The 20,408-nt window shown below is 46.5% G+C and carries 20 protein-coding genes and 1 pseudogene; 15 read left to right on the forward strand and 6 right to left on the reverse strand.

All coding sequences use genetic code 11. From position 1 onward, the window contains the following. Positions 1–53 precede the first annotated feature (53 nt). Positions 54–800 carry a sulfite exporter TauE/SafE family protein gene (locus tag EH243_RS02730; RefSeq protein ID WP_241234976.1) on the forward strand — a complete coding sequence of 249 codons (747 nt, stop codon included), beginning with the start codon at positions 54–56 and terminating at the stop codon, positions 798–800. Positions 801–884: 84 nt separating this feature from the next. On the opposite strand, the gene ilvD is transcribed toward EH243_RS02730, so the two are convergent. After that, the gene (gene ilvD / locus EH243_RS02735) at positions 885–2,717 is read right to left on the reverse strand and encodes a dihydroxy-acid dehydratase (RefSeq protein ID WP_126157107.1); all 1,833 of its coding nucleotides are present in this window, start codon (positions 2,715–2,717) and stop codon (positions 885–887) included. Between the two features lie 263 nt (positions 2,718–2,980). Between ilvD and EH243_RS02740 the strand changes: the two genes are divergently transcribed. The 7 genes from EH243_RS02740 (at position 2,981) to EH243_RS02770 (ending at position 7,383) form a co-directional block, all read left to right on the forward strand. Then, a complete protein-coding gene (locus EH243_RS02740) occupies positions 2,981–3,235 on the forward strand; it encodes a hypothetical protein (RefSeq protein ID WP_126157108.1) in 255 nt (84 codons plus the stop codon). Further along, positions 3,228–3,893, forward strand: coding sequence for a Crp/Fnr family transcriptional regulator (locus EH243_RS02745; protein ID WP_126157109.1), 666 nt, complete (start codon positions 3,228–3,230; stop codon positions 3,891–3,893). Before EH243_RS02740 ends, EH243_RS02745 begins: the two co-directional genes overlap by 8 nt. A 96-nt stretch (positions 3,894–3,989) precedes the next feature. Further along, positions 3,990–4,187, forward strand: coding sequence for a YgaP family membrane protein (locus EH243_RS02750; RefSeq protein ID WP_126157110.1), 198 nt, complete (start codon positions 3,990–3,992; stop codon positions 4,185–4,187). A 251-nt stretch (positions 4,188–4,438) separates the two neighbouring features. Continuing rightward, positions 4,439–4,984 carry a glycine zipper 2TM domain-containing protein gene (locus tag EH243_RS02755; RefSeq protein WP_126157111.1) on the forward strand — a complete coding sequence of 182 codons (546 nt, stop codon included), beginning with the start codon at positions 4,439–4,441 and terminating at the stop codon, positions 4,982–4,984. 26 nt (positions 4,985–5,010) lie between these two features. Continuing rightward, positions 5,011–5,313 carry a PepSY domain-containing protein gene (locus EH243_RS02760; protein ID WP_164549035.1) on the forward strand — a complete coding sequence of 101 codons (303 nt, stop codon included), beginning with the start codon at positions 5,011–5,013 and terminating at the stop codon, positions 5,311–5,313. A gap of 31 nt (positions 5,314–5,344) precedes the next feature. Beyond that, a complete protein-coding gene (locus EH243_RS02765; RefSeq protein WP_126157113.1) occupies positions 5,345–6,037 on the forward strand; it encodes a response regulator transcription factor in 693 nt (230 codons plus the stop codon). Continuing rightward, positions 6,034–7,383 (forward strand): ATP-binding protein, encoded by a 1,350-nt coding sequence (locus EH243_RS02770; RefSeq protein WP_126157114.1) that lies wholly within the window; start codon positions 6,034–6,036, stop codon positions 7,381–7,383. Before EH243_RS02765 ends, EH243_RS02770 begins: the two co-directional genes overlap by 4 nt. Positions 7,384–7,391: 8 nt before the next feature. On the opposite strand, the gene argA is transcribed toward EH243_RS02770, so the two are convergent. From argA to EH243_RS02785, 3 genes are all read right to left on the reverse strand, one after another. Further along, a complete protein-coding gene (argA, locus tag EH243_RS02775; protein WP_126157115.1) occupies positions 7,392–8,732 on the reverse strand; it encodes an amino-acid N-acetyltransferase in 1,341 nt (446 codons plus the stop codon). A 2-nt stretch (positions 8,733–8,734) separates the two neighbouring features. Continuing rightward, positions 8,735–9,886 (reverse strand): acetylornithine deacetylase, encoded by a 1,152-nt coding sequence (gene argE, locus EH243_RS02780; protein WP_126157116.1) that lies wholly within the window; start codon positions 9,884–9,886, stop codon positions 8,735–8,737. Positions 9,887–10,088: 202 nt separating this feature from the next. Further along, positions 10,089–11,084: a branched-chain amino acid aminotransferase gene (locus EH243_RS02785; protein WP_126157117.1), complete on the reverse strand. Its 996-nt coding sequence runs from the start codon at positions 11,082–11,084 to the stop codon at positions 10,089–10,091. A gap of 291 nt (positions 11,085–11,375) precedes the next feature. Here EH243_RS02785 and rfaC point away from each other — a divergent pair, with 291 nt between their 5' ends. From rfaC to EH243_RS02825, 7 genes and pseudogenes are all read left to right on the forward strand, one after another. Further along, positions 11,376–12,377 carry a lipopolysaccharide heptosyltransferase RfaC gene (gene rfaC / locus EH243_RS02790; protein WP_126157118.1) on the forward strand — a complete coding sequence of 334 codons (1,002 nt, stop codon included), beginning with the start codon at positions 11,376–11,378 and terminating at the stop codon, positions 12,375–12,377. A gap of 3 nt (positions 12,378–12,380) precedes the next feature. Further along, positions 12,381–13,415 (forward strand): polysialyltransferase family glycosyltransferase, encoded by a 1,035-nt coding sequence (locus tag EH243_RS02795; protein WP_126157119.1) that lies wholly within the window; start codon positions 12,381–12,383, stop codon positions 13,413–13,415. Between the two features lie 107 nt (positions 13,416–13,522). After that, positions 13,523–14,203: a hypothetical protein gene (locus tag EH243_RS02800; protein ID WP_126157120.1), complete on the forward strand. Its 681-nt coding sequence runs from the start codon at positions 13,523–13,525 to the stop codon at positions 14,201–14,203. Between the two features lie 83 nt (positions 14,204–14,286). After that, complete coding sequence (waaC, locus tag EH243_RS02805) at positions 14,287–15,318, forward strand: lipopolysaccharide heptosyltransferase I (protein WP_164549036.1); 1,032 nt, start codon at positions 14,287–14,289, stop codon at positions 15,316–15,318. 405 nt (positions 15,319–15,723) lie between these two features. Beyond that, positions 15,724–16,295 (forward strand): annotated as a pseudogene (locus EH243_RS18860) (alpha-1,2-fucosyltransferase). 3 nt (positions 16,296–16,298) lie between these two features. After that, the gene (locus tag EH243_RS02820; protein ID WP_126157123.1) at positions 16,299–17,318 is read left to right on the forward strand and encodes a glycosyltransferase family 2 protein; all 1,020 of its coding nucleotides are present in this window, start codon (positions 16,299–16,301) and stop codon (positions 17,316–17,318) included. 164 nt (positions 17,319–17,482) lie between these two features. Next, positions 17,483–18,280 (forward strand): IS30 family transposase, encoded by a 798-nt coding sequence (locus tag EH243_RS02825; RefSeq protein ID WP_420897529.1) that lies wholly within the window; start codon positions 17,483–17,485, stop codon positions 18,278–18,280. Positions 18,281–18,447: 167 nt separating this feature from the next. Here EH243_RS02825 and EH243_RS02830 read toward each other — a convergent pair whose 3' ends face one another. Next, positions 18,448–19,311: a beta-1,6-N-acetylglucosaminyltransferase gene (locus tag EH243_RS02830; RefSeq protein ID WP_126157124.1), complete on the reverse strand. Its 864-nt coding sequence runs from the start codon at positions 19,309–19,311 to the stop codon at positions 18,448–18,450. A 91-nt stretch (positions 19,312–19,402) separates the two neighbouring features. Further along, entirely contained in the window at positions 19,403–20,329 is a 927-nt protein-coding gene (gene lpxL / locus EH243_RS02835) for an LpxL/LpxP family Kdo(2)-lipid IV(A) lauroyl/palmitoleoyl acyltransferase (protein ID WP_206441487.1), read from the reverse strand. Positions 20,330–20,408 lie beyond the last annotated feature (79 nt).

Raw genomic sequence — 20,408 nt, forward strand, 5'->3', positions numbered from 1 at the left:
TTGCTGCGATGTGTTTGTTATTGTCTGCTTTGTTATAGGTTAAAGGAATCATTGTGAACGGGTTGCCAGAGCTTATGGGCGTTGATACAGCGCTATTACTGATTATGACGAGCATGCTGACATCGATGATGACCGCTGCGATGGGTATTGGTGGTGGGGTGTTATTGCTCGCGGTGATGGCGACGGTTGTACCCGCGGCGGTGTTAATCCCAGTGCATGGTTTGGTTCAGGTAGGGTCGAATGGTAATCGTGCTTTCCTGACCCGTGAACATATCGACTGGCCATTGCTGCGACTGTTTTTGCTAGGGGCTGTCATCGGTGCGGTGGTTGCGTATTTTGTGGTTGTTCAACTACCGGTTGAAGTGATTCAGCTCTGCGTGGCAGGGTTTATTCTATTTCTGGTCTGGGGGCCTAAGCTGGGTAAGCAGGAGATACCGCCCTCGGGTTTGGTATTGGCTGGCGCCGGAACAACATTACTAACGATGTTTGTCGGTGCAACAGGGCCTTTAGTAGCCGCCTTTGTGCATCGCTTGGGGTATGAAAAGTATCGCGTAGTGGCGACCTTTGCAGCCTGTATGACCGTGCAGCATCTATTAAAGATGTTTGTGTTCGGCTTGATAGGTTTTTCGTTTAGCGATTGGTTACCTCTGATTATATTGATGATCGTCGCCGGTTTTGCGGGGACTTGGATCGGTCTGCATCTATTGAAAAAGGTGCCCGCCGAGCGGTTTCAGTTGATTTTTCGTATATTGGTCACGGTGTTAGCCTTGCGGCTTATCTGGCAGGTTTACAGTGGTTAAAAGAGGCGTTAAGTCGTAAACGAAGGTTATAAAAAAGCAGCCATTGAAGGGCTGCTTTTTTTGACCAGATATAATCGTGAATGATTAGTCTAGTTTGCTGAGATCGCGTACCGCGCCCTTATCGGCAGAGGTTGCCAACAATGCGTAGGCTTTTAGGGCCGCAGATACTTTACGAGGGCGTGCTTCGACCGGTTTCCAGCCTAAGGCGTCCTGTTCAGCGCGACGTTGTGCCAGTTCTTCATCGGAGAGCAATACGTCGATGGTGCGGTTGGGAATATCGATACGGATACGATCACCGTTGCGTACCAAGCCAATTGCACCGCCAGCGGCTGCTTCAGGTGATACGTGGCCAATGGATAGGCCGGATGTACCGCCAGAGAATCGACCATCGGTCAGCAGTGCGCACTCTTTGCCCAAGCCTTTAGACTTGATGTAAGAGGTCGGGTAGAGCATCTCTTGCATGCCCGGTCCGCCTTTAGGGCCTTCGTAACGTACGATTACCACATCGCCAGCTTTCACTTTGTCATCGAGGATATTGGCAACAGCTTCATCCTGAGATTCGGTGATATGGGCTGGGCCTTCAAATACTAGAATCGACTCATCGACGCCGGCAGATTTGACCACGCAGCCATCGACTGCGATGTTGCCATGCAGTACCGCTAAGCCACCTTCGAGGGAGTAAGCATTCTCGATAGAACGAATACAGCCGTTCTCACGGTCACCATCCAGTGTTGGCCAGCGGGTAGCTTGGCTAAACGCGACCTGTGTTGGAATACCAGCGGGGCCTGCTTTATAGAACTCCATCACTTCAGGCGATGGATTACGCATAATATCCCACTTATCGAGAGCGTCTTTCATGGTGGGCGCATGGACGGTTGGTGTGTCGGAGTGCAGCTTTCCTGCACGATCCAATTCACCGAGAATCGCCATGATGCCGCCCGCACGGTGTACGTCTTCAACGTGGTACTTCGGTGTGTTCGGTGCAACCTTACACAGCTGAGGCACGGTGCGTGACAGTCGGTCAATATCGGCCATGGTGAAGTCGATTTCGGCTTCTTGGGCAATCGCTAACAGGTGCAGAATCGTGTTAGTTGATCCACCCATGGCAATATCGAGGGTCATGGCATTTTCAAATGCTTTAAAGCCCATGGAGCGGGGCAGCAATGAATCATCATCTTGCTCGTAATAACGTTTCGCCATCTTAACGATGCTACGACCGGCTTCTAGGAACAGTTGTTCTCGGTCGGCGTGGGTTGCAACCACGGTGCCATTACCCGGTAATGCTAGACCGAGTGCTTCAGCCAGGCAGTTCATCGAGTTAGCGGTGAACATGCCGGAACATGAGCCGCAGGTTGGGCAGGCGGAGCGTTCAACCGCATCGATCATCTCATCAGAGGTGTTCGGGTCAACCGCGAGTACCATGGCATCAACCAGGTCTAGCTTATTCTCAGAAAGCTTGGTTTTACCTGCTTCCATCGGTCCGCCAGAGACAAAAATTACAGGGATGTTGAGGCGCATAGCGGCCATTAGCATCCCCGGTGTGATTTTGTCGCAGTTGGAAATACACACGAGTGCATCGGCACAGTGGGCATTAACCATATATTCGACAGAATCCGCAATAATGTCTCGCGAGGGCAGAGAGTAGAGCATGCCATCATGACCCATGGCGATACCGTCATCGATCGCGATGGTATTGAATTCTTTAGCGACACCACCCGCCTTTTCGATTTCACGGGCGACCAGTTGACCCATGTCTTTTAGGTGAACGTGGCCCGGTACAAACTGGGTAAATGAATTGGCGATAGCGATAATGGGCTTTTGAAAATCGTCATCCTTCATCCCCGTGGCGCGCCAAAGTGCGCGGGCACCGGCCATATTACGACCTGCGGTGGAGGTCTTGGAGCGATATTGTGGCATGCACAGATCCTCTGCGGTTGAAGTGGGTATATCTATAAGACCGCCGATTATAGCAAAACTCTCAGCGGGAATATCTAACAATCCACGAATAAGTGCATCTGTTGATAATAATGTTTAGGTGCTCTCCCCTGCGGTTAAATCAGCAGCAGAAGAAACCGAGTCTTTTGTTCTCTGGGTTTGCTATTCGATGGTCTTATGCGTTGGGCTATTGTTTCGGTGGATAACATCGTATTCTTAACGAATTCAGAACAGTGGAGAGAGTCATGGAAATAGATAAAAAAAAGGTGCGTTCTGATCGTTGGCTTAAGCGGATGATGCTAACCGGTATTCCTGTCGCGATTGTGAGTGTGTTATGCCTCTGGTTGGGCCAATTATTGGCGTCTCCCGCCCTGGGTAGTGTGTTTCTAGTGACCATGCCTATCGCGCTGGTGATTGGCTTTAGTTACAACATTCGTTATGTCATTTTGGCGGTGCGCGCACGACGTCAGGCTGTGGATAAACCGGCTGGCCATGAGTAATATCAATCAACTCACACAGCAATTTCCGCAACTGGAGGCGTTGGATGAGGTCGGCCTTGCTATCCTGAGTCGGGCGAAGCGGGTCGAGCTACCGGCGGATCAAGTTGTATTCCATCAGGGCAATGTCTGTAGTCACTTTATCATTGTTATTTCAGGCGTAGTGAAGGTGCTTGGCCGTAATGCTAATGGTCGGGAGTTAATTCTGTACCGCATCGAAAACCAAGGTACCTGTGTCCTCACCACCTCCTGTCTATTAGGGGGGGAGGAGTACCCTGCCGAGGGTGTGACAGAAACGGAAGTGACAGCGTTTTTACTACCGCTGTCTGAGTTTCAGCGGGCGATGACCGAATCCGCCGGATTGCGTCAATTTATCTTCGATTCCTACGGTGAACGGTTGGCTAAATTGATCACGCTGGTGCAGGAGATCGCATTCGAGCGGATTGAAACACGACTTGCTCGCTATCTGATAGAACATGTTGGGCCCGGTTCGGTGCTGCTACGCTCTCATCAGGAGATCGCGGATGAGCTGGGGACCGCCCGAGAAGTGGTGAGCCGTCAGTTAAAGATGTTTGAGCAGAAAGAGTGGGTCGCCTTGAGTCGCAATCAGGTGCTGTTTCTCAACAAAGGTGCGGTGAGAAATGCTGCTAAAGATCACTAAAACAGCGTTATAAAGTCTATCTGTGACTTTGTCACAGACTTTATTTCGGAGTAGGACCATACTTTATCTAACCCTGAATAATCTGAGGATAGAAAGATGGAAAAGAATATCGGATCTATAGATAAAGTGGTGCGTATCGTCGTCGGTTTAATCCTGATTGCGTTGGTATTTGTTGGTCCTCAAACCCCATGGGGATGGATCGGCGTACCTCTGATCGCTATTGCACTGTTTGGCTGGTGCCCGCTGTATCGCATCATAGGTATCAGTAGCTGTAAGAAATGTAACACTAAATAATGGTTATATATTGCACGTGAATAACGTGCTGTAAGAAAACCGACGCTAGCCGTCGGTTTTTTTCGTCCATATTTTCTGGTCGTCTGGCCCGTATTGTTTAGTATCACTTGGGTGCTCGTCAGCAGGGACGGGATATTAGTTAAGCGTGAAGTTAGGTAAAGCCAGATTCGAAAGTGCTTAGTTCAGGATTCGTTCAGTCCTGCGAGACGACAATAGACTCCAGACTCTAGTAATAGAGAAGGAGAATAACCATGAAAAAGATAATCGTATGTAGCTTGATGGCCTTAGGACTTTTTTCTTCAGTAGCGGAAGCCGACTCCCGTTATAAAGAAAGCCGGCATCATCGAGAGTATGCAAAGGTCGTTCAGGTAGAGCCTATCGTGGTGCAATCTGAACGTCGTACCCCTCGACGAGAGTGCTGGGAGGAAGAGGTGCGTTATGAAACCCCTCGCCATCAGCAAAAATCCTACACGGGGCCGATACTTGGCGGTATTATTGGCGGAGCCATCGGTAATGGCTTAGGCCATGGGCAAGACAATAAAAAAGTCGGTGCCGTGGTCGGGGCTGTGTTAGGTGCTTCTATCGGTAACGATGTTACTCATAATCGACAGCGTCCTAATAATGTTGGCTATCGTACTGAAACGCGGTGTAGCGTGCAGCATGATGTGGAATATTATGAAAGAGTCACCGGTTATAATGTAACTTATCGCTATAATGGTCGTACTTATCATACCAGGATGGATCATCACCCAGGCAAGCAGATACCCGTGCGGGTTGATGTGACCCCCGTTTCTTAAATAGTTATCAGTAAAGGATGATAATCATGCTCAGAGCGTTCTCATATACACTTCTTGGTTTGCTGATGACAGTCACGGCAACGACAGCAGTGGCAGGCGTGACTGAGGTAAGGCCTGAATACAGTTTTGTATCAATGATGCTTGCTGCCAATTCGGTATCGTTACCGCAGGCAGCCAAGATAGCGAAACATAACTATGGCGGCAAAGTGGTTAAGGCGGAAACACAAAAACGTGGTGGCCGGTTAGTCCACCATATTCGTCTGATTAACAAAGGGCGTGTTAAAACGGTATTGATTGATGCCGGTAGCGGTCAGGTGATATCCCCGTAAGGTTTCACCATCAATGGGAAGGGAGTGAGAGATGAAGATACTGGTTATTGAAGACGATACGGATCTGCGGCGACAGCTGGTAACCGCACTGCAAGAGAGTGGTTATGCAGTTGAGGAAGCTGAAGACGGCGAAGAGGGCCTTTATCTTGGCAATGAGTTCCCCTATGACCTTGCGGTTGTTGATATCGGTTTACCCAAACTGTCTGGGGTAGAAGTGATTCGCGGTTGGCGTAAAAATGATGTTAATTTCCCTGTGCTTATTTTAACTGCCCGAGGTGATTGGCAAGATAAAGTTGAGGGTCTTGAGGCGGGTGCGGATGACTATCTGGTTAAGCCGTTTCATATTGAAGAGTTGATGGCCCGCTTGAATGCACTACTACGTCGAGCCGCTGGGCATGCCAAGCCGATGCTGGAGTTCGGCCCGTTAAAGCTTGATAGCAGTGGCCGTAATGTTTACCTCAATGAAACGTCGGTTAAGCTCACAAGTTATGAATACCGTACCCTTGAATACCTGATGTTGAATGCCGGTAAAGTGATCTCTAAGAGTGAATTGACGGAACATCTGTATCATCAGGATTTTGACCGAGATAGTAACGTGCTAGAGGTGTTTATTCGTCGGTTACGCCAAAAGCTTGATCCTGAACAGTCACTACAACCCATCGCGACGGTGCGCGGGTTGGGGTATCGTTTCGATCTACCCGCCGGAGTTGTTAATAACGCATGATGCCTAAGGCCCTCCGCGCGCGTCTCTTACTAGCGTCCCTGTTGTTACTGCCCGTGTTCTTTGGGCTCACCGGCTTTGCCTTGCAGCAGGCGTTTCACCATAGTTTGGAGGCCGCCGAAGAGGAGCGGTTGAAGCTGCAGGTCTATCTGATTCTGGGAGCGGCTGAACTCAAGGGTGACCGGATTATGATTCCTGACGAACTGCAGGAGCCTCGTTATGGTCAGGTAGAATCTGGGTTATATGGTTTTCTGAATGATGGCAATGATATGTTGGTGTGGTATTCCGAATCCGCCAAACTGTTGACCGATGCCCTGCTTGATCAACTCGATGTTGAAGGCTTGAAAACAGGTGAGTCACGGTTTTCCCGCATGCCACAGGAGGGGATGTTTGTTTATCAGTTTGCCCTGCTATGGGAGATTGCCGGACGAGAACATAACTATGTGTTTACGGTCTTGGAATCCGATAGTGAGGTTAAAACCGAACAGCACGCCTTTAATACCCGTTTATGGGGATGGTTGAGCGGTGCTATTTTTCTCTTTTTGCTGGTAGAAACGGCGTTGATTCGTTGGGGCCTTAAGCCGCTGACGCAGTTGGCTGGGGATCTTAAACGGATTGAGTTGGGGCAGAGTGACAAGCTCACCGGTGAATACCCTAGCGAAGTACAGGCCGTCACCGATAACCTTAATCTGCTGATCAGTAATGAACGATTACAGCGTGAACGTTATCGCAATACTTTGGGCGATCTGGCCCATAGTTTGAAGACACCTCTAGCGGTTATTCAGGGGGCGCGGCAGGAGAAGTTAAGCTTTGATGAGTATCAAAAGTTGGTGACCGATCAGGCAGGCCGGATGGATCAGATTGTTCAGTATCAACTTTCTCGCGCGGTCAAAAGTCAGGGGCGCGTCCTAGCTAAAAAAACACCGGTAGCGCCACTGATTGAGCGAATGACGGCGGCGTTGAGTAAGGTTTATCGTGATAAAGATATTCAGGTGACGTTGCAGTTAGCCGGTGATTATCAGTTACCGGCGGATGAGCGGGACCTGATGGAGTTGTTGGGGAATATCCTAGAGAATGCTTTTAAGTATGGTCGCCATCAAGTCACGGTAAGCTTTAGTAATGGCGGCGGGATGTTGCAGATTGATATTGCTGACGATGGTGAAGGGATCTCTCCTGAGTTGCGTCAGACGATTCTGAAACGGGGTGAGCGAGCGGATACTTCGGCTCCAGGTCAGGGTATTGGCTTATCGGTCGCTGTTGATATTCTCAGTAGCTACGATGGCGAGCTGGTGATTGCTGAGTCGCCACTCGGCGGTGCTTTATTTTCGATTAGAATGCCGCTGAACTAATAGCGAGTCTATAGCAGCGGCTTGGCGAAGGCCTTAGAATTGCGCTGAAAGTTATACATCTCTTGCTTGCGATTAGGCAGGCTGCTGATCTCAGTCGGGACAAATCCACGTTCGATAAACCAATGGGCTGTGCGTGTTGTTAATACGAATAGCCGGTTAAGTTGTTGCGCCCTAGCAGCGGCTTCGATCGCCTGTAATAGGGATTCACCCCGCTCACCACCCCGATATTCCGGTGAAATGGCGACACAAGCGAGTTCACCAATCTGTTCATCAGGGAAAGGGTAAAGGGCGGCACAGCCAACGATTGCGCCATCGAGCGCGACCACCGTAAATTGATTGATCTCTGCTTCTAGTAGCTCCCGAGAACGGCGGACTAGGATGCCTGCTTCCTCCATTGGACGGATAAGCTCTAGAATACCGCCCACATCTTCAATCGTAGCGGGCCTGACCTGTTCGTAGGATTGCTCGATCACCATGGTACCGATGCCGTTGCGGCTAAACAGTTCCGAGACGAGAGCGCCATCTTCACGGTAGCTAATCAAGTGGCTACGGGCCACACCATGACGGGATGCCTTGACGGCCGCCTGGAGGTGGCGACAAAGCTCCGAGGGCACCTGATCCGGCGCGCTATGCTTGGTCATATACTGATTTACTAACCGCTCTGCGGTGTCGGCTAGTAGTTCTGAGCGCAGGGTGTCATTGCTGTCACGCACGCCACTTTTTTCACCAAACATGATTAATTTATCAGCATCCAGACTGATGGCCACCTGAGTGGCAACATCTTCCACTGCTAGGTTAAAGATCTCACCGGTGGGTGAGTAGCCTAAGTGAGATAACAGCACGATATTATTCATGCTCAGCTGCTGTTGGATCGCCTCTTGGTCGATGCGACGCACTTCACCGGTATGGCAAAGATCGACACCGTTATACACCCCAAAGGGGCGAGCGGTGACAAAATTGCCACTACAGACGCGAATCTTAGCGCCATGCATCGGGGAGTTCGCAAGACCCATAGAGAGCTTCGCTTCTATTTCGATTCGTAGGCTAGCGGCTGATTCGATAACACAGCGTAGCGTGGCGGTATCCGTCACACGTAGGTGATGGTGTACCCGATCGACAATGTTCTGCTTTTCCAGTCGCGCTTCGATCTGCGGCCGTGAACCGTGAATCAGTACCAGCTTAACCCCGAGGCTGTTGAGTAGGGCGATATCGTGGATGATGTTGGCAAAGTTTGGATCGGCGAGCGCCTCCCCTCCTAACATCAGAACGAAAGTTTTCCCCCGGTGAGCATTAATATACGGCGAGCTGTGACGAAACCAGTTTACGTATTGGCTGCTATCATTATTCACGATTAAAAACAGTACCTTGCAATCAGTTGTTCCAGTACCGCTACTGTAGGCTTAATCTGATCAAAAGCCAAATATTCATCGGGCTGGTGGGCCTGATCGATTGAGCCTGGCCCCATAACGATAGTATCCATGCCTAAATCCTGTAAGAACGGCGCTTCTGTGCCGAAAGCCACCGCCTCTGCCTGATAGCCCGTTAGTGCCTCGGCGGCGGTGACCAGTTCTGAATGTTTATCGTTGCTAAATGGGCGAATCTCAGGGAAGAGTGGGGCGGTCGAAATGGAAACACCAAACTGGTTCTCCAGAGGCTGCAGGCGCTGGCTGATGGCTTCCCGTAATAGGTCGGCGGACATGCCCGGTAGTGGGCGCAGATCAAACTCAAGCTCGCAGGCGCCACAGATCCGGTTGGGATTATCACCGCCATGAATACAGCCGAGATTGAGGGTGGGAACGGAAACTTTAAAATCGCTGTTTTGATAATCCCGCTGTAGTTCCTGCCGAAAACTGATCAATTGACCTAAAACCGAATGCATCGCGTCGATTGCGTTAGCCCCTAGGGCGGGGTCTGAGGAGTGGCCCGCCGTCCCTGTGATTTTTATCTGCTCCATCATAATGCCTTTGTGCATATAGATAGGTCTTAAGCTGGTGGGCTCGCCAATCACAGCATAGCGTGCTTTGGGGCGACCCGCTTCCGCCAGTGCGCGGGCGCCGTTCATGGAGCTTTCTTCATCGGCGGTTGCGAGAATGATCAGGGGTTGTTGCAGCGTTTTATCGACAAATTTTCGTGCCGCTTCGATGGCGATAGGGAAGAAGCCTTTCATATCGCAGGTGCCAAGCCCGTAAAAACGATTATTTTTCTCGGTGAGTTTAAAGGGATCGCTACTCCATCGCTCCGCATTAAAAGGCACGGTATCCGTATGGCCCGCTAATACTAATCCGCCAGGGCCACTGCCGAGTGTGGCGATGAGGTTTGCCTTCTCCGGGTGTCCGGGGATGGGCATGATGTCGGTTTTAAAGCCTAAGCCGGATAGCCATTGATCAAGTTTTTCAATGACTTTGAGGTTGCTTTGATCCCAATGCGCCGCGGTGCAACTTACCGACGGGGTGGCGATCAGTTCCGTCAGCATGGTGAGTAACTCAGGCGTGGCAGGGCGCATGGCTATGTCCGTTTATTATTGGTTTATGCGGTTATTGTGCAGTTTTTAAGGGAAATATAAAAGGCGGCATATCGGAGGGCTTTTAAAAACAAAACCCCGCAAGTAGCGGGGTTTGTAGGTAGGTCGAGCTGTACGGCTTTAAGTAACCGAGGTTATCGAGAGGTTTGCTGCAACTAGGTTGCGCCTCATCGATTGGCAAGAATTAGATTCGTGTTAGCCAGCCATGCTTATCTTCAGCTTTACCCCACTGAATGTCGTTCAGGGCTTGGCGCAATTTTAGGGTGGTTGCTCCTATACCGCCGTTGCCAACTGGATAGTCTTTGCCATTATGAATCAGTGTGCCAACGGGTGTCAGTACTGCGGCGGTGCCGGACAGTGCTGCTTCACAACCGGGTTTAGCGGCCCGTTCGAGCAGTTCATCAATAGTCAGTTGGCGCTCTTGAACATCCATGCCGAGATCTCGAGCAAGGGTCAGAATAGAGTCGCGGGTGACACCGTGCAAAAAGCTTTCATCCAACGCTTTAGTAATGACTTCGTTACCATCGATTAGCAAGAAGTTAGCCGCGCCGGTTTCCTGTACATCACCATTGGGGCAGAACAGTACCTGATCAGCATTGAACTCTTCTTTAGCTTTCATGATCGGGCGCAGGGCGCTGGCATAGTTGCCGCCACTTTTAATCATGCCCATGTGCGCCGCGCAGCGGGCACCGTCTTCTTCTAACAACAGACGCAACGTGGTATCACCGCCGGCAAAGTAATCGCCAACCGGTGAGAGTAGAATATACTGGCACGAGGTTACTGAAGGCGATGCCGCTTTACCTATGGCAGGCTCGGTACCGAAGTGGGTCGGACGGATATACATCGAACCTGGAGGCTCTGGCACATCGTCTTTGAAGCGGCTGACAATATCGATGATCATCTTGCCGGTGGCGTCTTTGTCTATTTCTGGCAGTGCCAGCAGTTCGCTACTCTGTGAGAAACGCTCAATATTACGATCCATGCGGAAGATATTGACCGATCCATCTTCATGGCGAAATGCCTTGAGGCCCTCAAAGCAGGTGCTGGAATAGTGCAGTACATGGGCTCCGGGATGCAGTTGTATGCTTTCACTGCTGACGATCTCCGCCGGGCTCCAGCTATTACCGTCAAACCAGGAGATTGCCATTTCCGGTATAAACACAGTTCCAAAAGCTGCCATTGGTTACCTCGAACATATAAAAAGTTGATTGATCTGAGTTGATGGTCTGTTGCACGCAGCGTGATTCAGAGAATTTTCAGGCTAACGATTGTAATCAGCAAACGCGAAAAAGGGAATCGGCTATGGGGTAATAAAGTCAGTGAAATGCGATAAAATTGCCGATGTGTCGATAAAAATAAAAGATTTGTCGCTTTTATAGAGGTAAAGCAAAAGCGCTGCAGGGTGACGTATTAGTCATAAATGCTATACTGCAGCCTTCTTTATACCTTTATTTGGCCGGTAGGAATCCCCGTGAAAGTTCTGATTGTGAAAACCTCATCCATGGGGGATGTTATCCATACGCTGCCCGCATTGACCGATGCCGTTAAGGCGATTCCGGAAATCCGTTTTGACTGGGTGGTGGAAGAAGCCTTTGCGGAGATTCCAAGCTGGCATTCTGCCGTCGATCGCGTTATTCCGGTGGCTATTCGTCGCTGGCGAAAAAACCTTTGGCAAACCTTTTCCAAGGGGGAGTGGCGACGTTACCGCGCTGCACTGGCCGAAACGCATTATGATTTAGTTATTGATGCGCAAGGGTTATTAAAAAGCGCCGCACTGGTCACTCGCTATAGTCATGGGGTGCGCTGTGGTTATGATAAGAGTTCTGCGAGAGAGCCGCTGGCAGCGCATTTCTATCAGCGTTGTTTTCATGTTGATAAGCAACAGCATGCGGTCGAACGTACTCGGCAGCTATTTGCCCAAGCGCTAGGCTATGAAATTGAAGGACGGGGTGATTTTGCGATTCGTCAGCACTTTATGGCTGACCAGAACGCTGTGTCGGATTATCTGGTATTTTTGCATAGCACCACTCGTTTCGATAAGCACTGGCCGGAAGTGTATTGGCGCGAGCTGATCGTCAAAGCGATCTCCGCCGGTTGGACGATTAAGCTGCCTTGGGGTAACCCCGAAGAGAAGGCTCGAGCTGAACGGCTGGCTGCGGGGCATGACAGAGTTGAGGTATTACCTAAGCTGAACCTCGCTCAGGTGACCAAAGTGCTCGCGGGTGCCGCCGCCTGTGTTTCTGTCGATACGGGTTTATCTCACATGGCCGCGGCTCTTGATCGGCCCAATGTGATCCTGTTTGGTCCGACTGACCCAGGTTTGGTGGGCGGTTACGGTAAGGATCAGATCTGCCTTGAAGCCTCTAAGCAAGAACCTAGTGGTAGATCGGTTGACCCCGTAGTGTTTGCCAACTTAACACCTGAGGTTGTGTGGCATACTCTAACCTCTCAATGTTTGTCTACAGAGGATTAATCAGTGTCCTGCTCTGTATATTTCGTTTCGACTCTGTTACATCTGTTTACCGCGACCGCGATTGCGGGCGAACGTTCAGATGAAAAAGCGGTGTTAGTCTTTATTGACCAGCCAGAAGGTGCTACCCCACAGATTGTTGAGTTAGTTCAGCAGTGGGCGCTGTCTCCTTTTGCCGAGCAGCATCTGTTTTTTGGTCGGTTAAAAGGAGGGCTGAGTAAGCTTAAAAAAAGGCGTCGTCTTTTTAGTGACCTTAAAGATTTGATTGAGCGTTTGTCCCCAGGTCATCTATTTGTTGGTAATGATCGCCGGATAGAGTTTCAGTACGCGATGCATATTGCTAGTTCACAGGCTCAAACTGTGACAGGGCATTATATGGATGAGGGCACCTTTACCTACGTTGGTCGTGAAGCCTCAAGCGGCCTAGGTGATGTGGTGGTCGATAACCTTCTGAAAAAGTTGTTTTATGGCTTTTGGTGGAAAAATCCCGTGACGGTAGGGGCTTCCGCGTGGATAAAAGAGATCCATGTGGCTTTTCCCGAGCTGATAGATAGCCGGCTTCACGGCAAAGTGAAGCATTGCCTCTCTGCCGACAGCTTTCAATCGGATGCACTACAGCAGCTATCTCAAATGATGCTGCAGGTGAATGGTGTTACTAAAGAGCAGATTCATGGACTGGATGTGCTGATCACGCTACCTCATGAGTCGCTATTTGAAAAAAATACAGGTTATAGAGATAAAGTTTTAACGCTTATTAATGGCCTAGAAGGTAGCATAGCCGTTAAATATCACCCTCGGAATAGCGGTGAAGATGCGCTTAATCTACAACCTTTAGGTATACAGCTTTTACCGTCATCGATTAGCTATGAAGCGATACTGCCTTTGTTGAATAGTGACGTGACAGTGATTGGTGATGTGTCCTCCACGCTATTGTTAACCCGGTGGCTGAGGCCGGAGATTAAGACTGTCTCCTATCGTAATGGCACAGAGAATAAAAAGTTTGAGCAACTGTTTCATGATCTTGGTGTTGAACTTCTTTAGTCTGTGGGTGGTAGTAAAGTGTAGTTTGAATAATAGGAAGTTTGATGGGGATCAATACTATTTATTAGTTTGATTTTTGATTGTGAGAAATATTAAGAGTACATAATATGATTATTATTGGTGTTTATACAACAGATTCTGTGTATAGGGGAGCCTATAACTTGCTGGCCAAATCCTTAGATCGAGTAGGGTTGAAATATGATTACAAGGCTGTTCCTCCGAATGACTGGAAAGCAGTAAATGATGCAAAACCACAAAATATATTAAATAGTTTAGAAAAACATAAAAGCCCAGTTTTGTATTTAGATGCTGATGCTTTTGTTCATGAAAATATTGAGCCTTTTTTTGATAATATAGGTTGTGATATGGCAGTTAACTTTATACCTTGTAAAGATGGGTCTGAACATGTTTTAGCGGGCACTATTTACTTTTCTTATAATGAGAAAGTGAAATTATTTATTAAGTATTGGATGCAGCTTTTGATCGATAATCCTCACTTACATGACCAAGAAAATTTACAGAAAGCTATTGATGAAGTTGGTGATAAACTTGATATCTATCGGCTCTCTTCTGCATATACTTATATCTTTGATCGGCAATATGACGATGTCGAGAAGCCCATTATAGAGCACCTTCAGGCGAGTAGGGAAATATACTGCCGCAATGAAATGGGTGGTTTTAAAAATAAACTCAAGAAGTTTTTAGGTTTAAAAGTTAGTAAAGAAGAATTGTTGAAAAGACGTCATGTGCGTTTAGCTGAGCTTGAAAAGATAATTGCCGAACAGTAGATTAAAATTGCTTTAAACAATAAATCAGAGAACGGGTAGCTAGTGCAAATTGTTCTTTCATGGTCTTGCTACATAGAAGTTATATGATGATAAAGAAAATACTCGTGGTAAAAATGTCCTCTTTAGGGGATCTACTGCATACCATGCCTGCGGTTAGCGATGCACTAGCGAATATGGAAGGTTTACAGATTGATTGGCTTTGTGAGGAGCCTTTTGTTGATATTGCCCGGCTACATCCCGGTGTGAGGGTTGTCCCTCATGGTCGCTTGCGTTGGAAGAAGCGACGCTTGGCCTTTGCAACGCTAAAAGAGCAGTGGCTATTTTATAAGTCATTGAGGCAGCAGCATTATGATCTTGTTATCGATGCTCAGGGGCGAATTAAATCTGCACGAGTAGCCTGGTTATCCGGCGCTCCGGTTTATGGGCCCGATAAAAATAGCGCTACCGATTCAGAAACAAGAATGTTTTATAAGCAGGGTATAGCAACTCAGTCGGTTGATAATGCGGTTGATAAAGTCCGCCTGCTTTTTGCTAAGACTTTGGGGTATGAGCTTTCTGGTCCTGCTGATTTTGGCATCGACCCTGAGAAGCTAGCTCCATGCCCTGAACAATGGCAGGGACAGTATGTTTTCTTACATGGAACCACTTGGCAATCAAAGCATTGGCCTGAGAGCGAATGGATTCGTCTTCTTGAGCTAGCGAGAGATAAAGGTCAGGGAGTCTTGTTACCTTGGGCTAACGACGAAGAAAAATGTCGTGCCGATCGAGTCGTTAGTCAGGCCAACTGGGGCGAAGTGTTGCCCAAAATGCCGTTATGGGAACTATGCGGTATTATTGCAAGAAGTCTTGGAGCGGTGGGTGTTGATACCGGTTTAATGCATGTTGCAGCGGCAATGGAAATACCAACGGTGTCTATCTTCGGAAGTACCAGTGTTGCACTGACCGGTGCGCAGGGAAAAAATGTGACAAATTTGCAAGCTGATTATGAGTGTTCACCCTGCAGAAAGAAGGTTTGTCCTCGTCCTGAAAATGGTGTGCCCCCTTGTTACGGCAGTTTACCGGGGGATTATGTATGGAAGGAGTTACAGATGGTAATGGGCAGTAGTAGTCGTTAATTATTATTAAATAAAAATATTGTAGAAAGGCTGCTAGATGCAGCCTGTGTTGACAGTACAAAGTGTTGATCGAATTTGTTATTGTTCTTCTGATTTTTTGATGGGGTTAATATGGTTATTGTTCGTTTGATTGGAGGTCTTGGTAACCAACTCTTTCAGTATGCTTATGCGTTGTCTTTAGTTGAAAAAGGCTACGATGTAAAGCTGGATATATCAGCGTTTGATACCTATACGTTGCATGGTGGCTATAGCCTTAATCATTATAATAAGTTAGTTGATAATGCCTCTTCGGACGAAGTGGCTGCAATGACTCATATTGGCTTTGGTAAAAAGCTGATACGACAGTTGCAAGGCAAGAAAAGCCGCCCTGTTGCTAAAGAGGCGAACTCGGCATTTGATGAGAAAATGCTGTCTCCTGAGGATAATCATTATTTGGTTGGTTATTTTCAGAGTGAGAGATGCTTTCGAAAAATCAGAGGCGAGTTGTTAGAGTCTCTGGTGTTACAGGAACCTCTTTCAGATTACACAAAAAATACACTTGATAGTATAAATAAATCTGAAGTTAGTGTGTCTATTCATATTCGTCGAGGCGATTATGTTACTAACGCTGAAGCACTTAAAACTCACGGTATATGTTCTTTGGATTATTATCAACAGTCGGTGGGCTTAGTTAATAGTAAATTTGACAATGTCTCATATTATATTTTTCTGATGATATTGATTGGGTTAAAGAAAATATTATTATTGATAATGCTTTTTATGTTGATGCAGAAGAAGAACGGTTTTCTGGCGAAGATATATTTTTGATGAGTCAATGTGACCATAATATAATTGCGAATAGCTCTTTTAGTTGGTGGGGCGCATGGCTCAACACGCATGTAGATAAACGTATCTTGGCACCCAAGAAATGGTATGCCGATGAACAAAAGCAATATTTAAGTGAAATGATGATTCCTCGTGATTGGATTCAGGTTTAGGTAATGAATATGGTAAGTTATCCTCTAGTATCAGTTATAATTCCTGTTTATAACGGTGCAACGTATATTGCTGAAGCGGTAGAATCGATACTGAATCAGACTTATGATAATTTTGAGATTATCATTGTTGACGATGCTTCTAGCGATAATAGCTTGCGTATTGTTAATAATTATGAGTCAAATAAAATTAAAATAATTACTAATGATTATAATGTTGGCGTTGCTGCATCAAGAAATAGAGGGATTAAAGCAGCTAAGGGAAAATATGTTGCATTTATGGACAGCGATGATGTGAGTGCCATTAATCGGTTGTTGATTCAGGTTTGTTTTTTAGAGTCCCATCCTGAGTTCGGTTTAGTGAGTTCTCATTTTGTAACATTTGAAGATGAACTAGAGACGGGTAAGCGAAGTATGAAAAAGTTACCTGTTGACTCCTACTACATCGCTGCCGCTTTATTATTCCAAAGTGTTATCTGCTGCCCCTCCGCAATGATGCGAGTAGATATTTTGAAGGAGCATAATCTATTTTTTAATGAATCATTTAAAGTATGTGAAGATTGGGATCTTTGGTATCGAATGAGTCAGGTTACTAAAATCTCTAATGTGGATGAGGTTCTGCTTTATTATCGAAAGCATGGGGGTAGCTTAACTAAAAAGCGTGAGGAGATGTATCGGTATAAAATTATGCTTATTCAAAAAAGCTTCCTTGATAATGGTTTCGATATAAAAGAGCTTTTTGGTGTCGATTATCGCTTTAAAGGGCTTGCTGAATTTAAAGAATTTACGTCTGTTGTTAGTCAGCTACTTGAGGAAAATGGCACGACGGGAAAGTTCGTTGAGGAGCATCTTCTCTCCTCATGTGCATATGTCTTATATGAAATGTATAAGCTGAATGTAGGTAAACTAGGCTACGTTGCTTATGATGATTTACGATCATCATCTTTATTTAGGCATATGGATATTGCGATTAAATATCGATTAAAAAATTATATCTTGGGTAAATGGGCTAAATTGAAAGCTTGAACTCGGAGCTAAAGATTAGAAATAGTGCGAATGCAGTTCATACCGAAAAGGCATACAGGGATGGGGATTCATATAATAAGTGCGACACTTTTTGCTAAAGGTGGAGAGGTGGTCAACTGCTGACCGTGGTACGCCTCTTCTCGCCAAAGATAAAGTGTATCACTATGACATATCAACAGTTGATCGAAGGGAAGCGATACCGGATATCGATTCTTCTTGCGCAGGGTTATCGGCCTGCTTTCATTGCTAAAACAATTAATGTACATCGCTCAACCGTTTATCGAGAACTAGACCTAAACGGATCAAAGGATGGTTACCGTCCTGAACCGGCTCAGCAGAAAGCTCAAGAGCGTAGGGCTTTGGCAACTAAATACAAAATACCGGCATTAACGGTTGAGTATGTTGAACTTGGTTTGTCACTTCACTGGAGTCCAGAGCAGATTAGCGGTGTCGGGCATTTAATTGATATGCCGGTCAGTCATGAGTGGATCTACCGTTATATCGCTCGCGGAACGCTTTACAAAGCGTTACGGCAAGGACATAAACGTTATCGACGAGGCGTAAATACAAAGCGTTGTGTGATACCCGATCCTCGTTCGATAGACGAGCGACCTGAGGTCGTCGAAATAGAGAACGCTTTGGCGATTGGGAAGTCTACTGTTCTGTGTAAGCAAGGCACTGGGGCACTCGTCACGCTGGCAGAACGTAAAAGTCGCATGTACCTAGTACGAAAGGTAGCGGCTAAGCGAGCAACTGATGTGCGAGATGCAGTGACCGATATGCTGAAGCCGTATGCCGCATCGGTGCGAACAATTACAGCCGACAATGGTTCGGAATTTGTCGAGCATAAAGCAATAGCAGATGCGCTCAATATAGATTTTTACTTCGCACACCCTTACTCATCGTGGGAGCGAGGGTTGAATGAAAACTTCAATGGGTTATTGCGACAGTACATCCCCTAAGGTATCGATCTACACCTGGTGAGCGATGAAGATGTACGACGAGCAGAGAAGCGATTGAATTCAAGACCAAGAAAGTGCCTTGGGTTTAGGCAGCCAGAAGCAGTCTTTCGAGAGCTGCTTCAGGTTGCATAGTTGTGTCGCACTTCGGAGTTGAATTCGCGATAGCACTAATTTATATTAAATAAGGACTCTATTATTTCGTTGTCAATATCAGGGTTGAATTTTCTGGCGAATAATGAATCAGAGTCGCATATAAGAGAAAGGTCTTCGATTTTGAATGTATAAGGCCCGCCTCTTTTCCAGTCTATCAATCTGTAATTTTTTTCAGCAATTTTAAATTTATCCAAGTTTTTTATTAGTTCTGTATGAAGAAATATCTCGTCCGCGCAGTATGTGAATCGATAAGACCTGAGTATTTTTTCTTTATTAGCAACTAAGTGGCAGGCAAATGAGTTTGTTATGCTGAACCATGAATCGCCTTTTGAATATATTTCATTATGGTTTTTTGTTCGGTCGATTTTTAGTGTTTTCTGAATCGAAAGGCTAAGTTTTTTTAATTTTTTTATTAGTCTATTGTTTGTGCGACCAAAAAGATCTTGGAAGAAATGGTAGTATTTTACTCTATCTATAAATAATTTATTTTCATTGGCGACAGGGTCAAAGCTTACGAACTGTAATCCATTTTTTTTCATGAAAAATTCGTGTATTTTTTCTTGAGTTTTTATGGGGATACATACGCCTGAAATTAAGTGATAATAAACATAGTTTTTTTTGGTTGTTGCTTGTTCAAGTAGAGATAGTTCAGTTTTTATTTGTGATGCCCCTCCCCAGTTTACAGAGGTTCTGTCAATAAAATAACATTTTGAATGTTTTATTTTTTTTGTGATAATTTCAGTATTAATGTCAGATTTTGTGTCTATGTGGATATAGATGTCATTTCTTGGATCGTCAAGTGATAGTAGTAATTTTATCAATAAATCTTGGTGCTGATGAGCCATAATTAAATAGGCGTGTTGATGGTTATATTTCATACTTTTCAATGGCTCCTAATAATTTATTTTGGGATGTGGATGTTCTGCGCGAAATTAAATTGATATCTGCTGATGAAGGAGTGTCCATTAATTATAACTGTTTTTTATAAATATTATCTCCGCGAACAGGTGCTGTCTTAAACCTTTTATGAACCCACATATACTGTGCTGGAGCTTTACGAATACCCTCTTCGATGGATTGGTTGACGAGAATCGCATCCTGTTCTTCTGATCCAGAGGGGAAACCTTCAACGTTATGGCACTCTACAATGTAGCCTGAGTTATCAGACTTCCGCCTACAATCAAATCTGATCAGCGGTGAGTTATTTAAAGCGTGCATTTTCGTTGTGGCTATTGTGGTAGCGGCGGGATGCCCAAAAAAAGGTACAAAAACCGCTCCTTTACGGCCCAAATCCTGATCAGGGGCATACCAGATACAGTGATTGTTGCGCAGGGCGCGAAGTACCTGGCGGGTTTTTTTTCGTTCCACTGGGAAGCCAAATCGCTGCCGACCACTAACAAAAAACCAGTCCAGCATCGGATTGTCATGTTTTCTATATAGTGTGCTACATGGGGTGCCATGTAATGAAAATAGCAGGCCAGCGAGATCTAAACAGGAGTAGTGCCAGCCGAGCAAGATTACCCCATTGCCTTTTTCGAGTTGCTGATCTAACAGATCAAAATTAACAAACTCTGTGCGTTGGCGAAAAAAGTTTTCGTCTTTCCAGTACGCCCAGCCGGTTTCGATCAGCCCTATCGCATTGTTTTCAAAGACCTCCTTTACCCGCTGTTGCTGCTCTTGTGGGGATAGTTCTGGAAAACAGAGCTGAATATTAACCGTCGTAATGTGTCGGCGTTGTTTCATCAAACGGTAGAGCGTTCGACCTAGGTACTTACCGATCGCTAATCCCCAGCGATAGGGAAGCGCAGAAATCAGGCGTAGTAACCCGATACCAAGCCAGATTGGCCAATATTTGGGTGCAATAAAATCTGTCCAGCGTGCTTCTTTGTTGCCCACAATTAATCCAGATACTGTAAAATCCAACAATTATAATATTCGTGCTCAAGGAACACTAGCATCAAGTCAGATCTACTGT

This window comes from Amphritea opalescens (genome assembly GCF_003957515.1).
Taxonomy (GTDB): domain Bacteria; phylum Pseudomonadota; class Gammaproteobacteria; order Pseudomonadales; family Balneatricaceae; genus Amphritea; species Amphritea opalescens.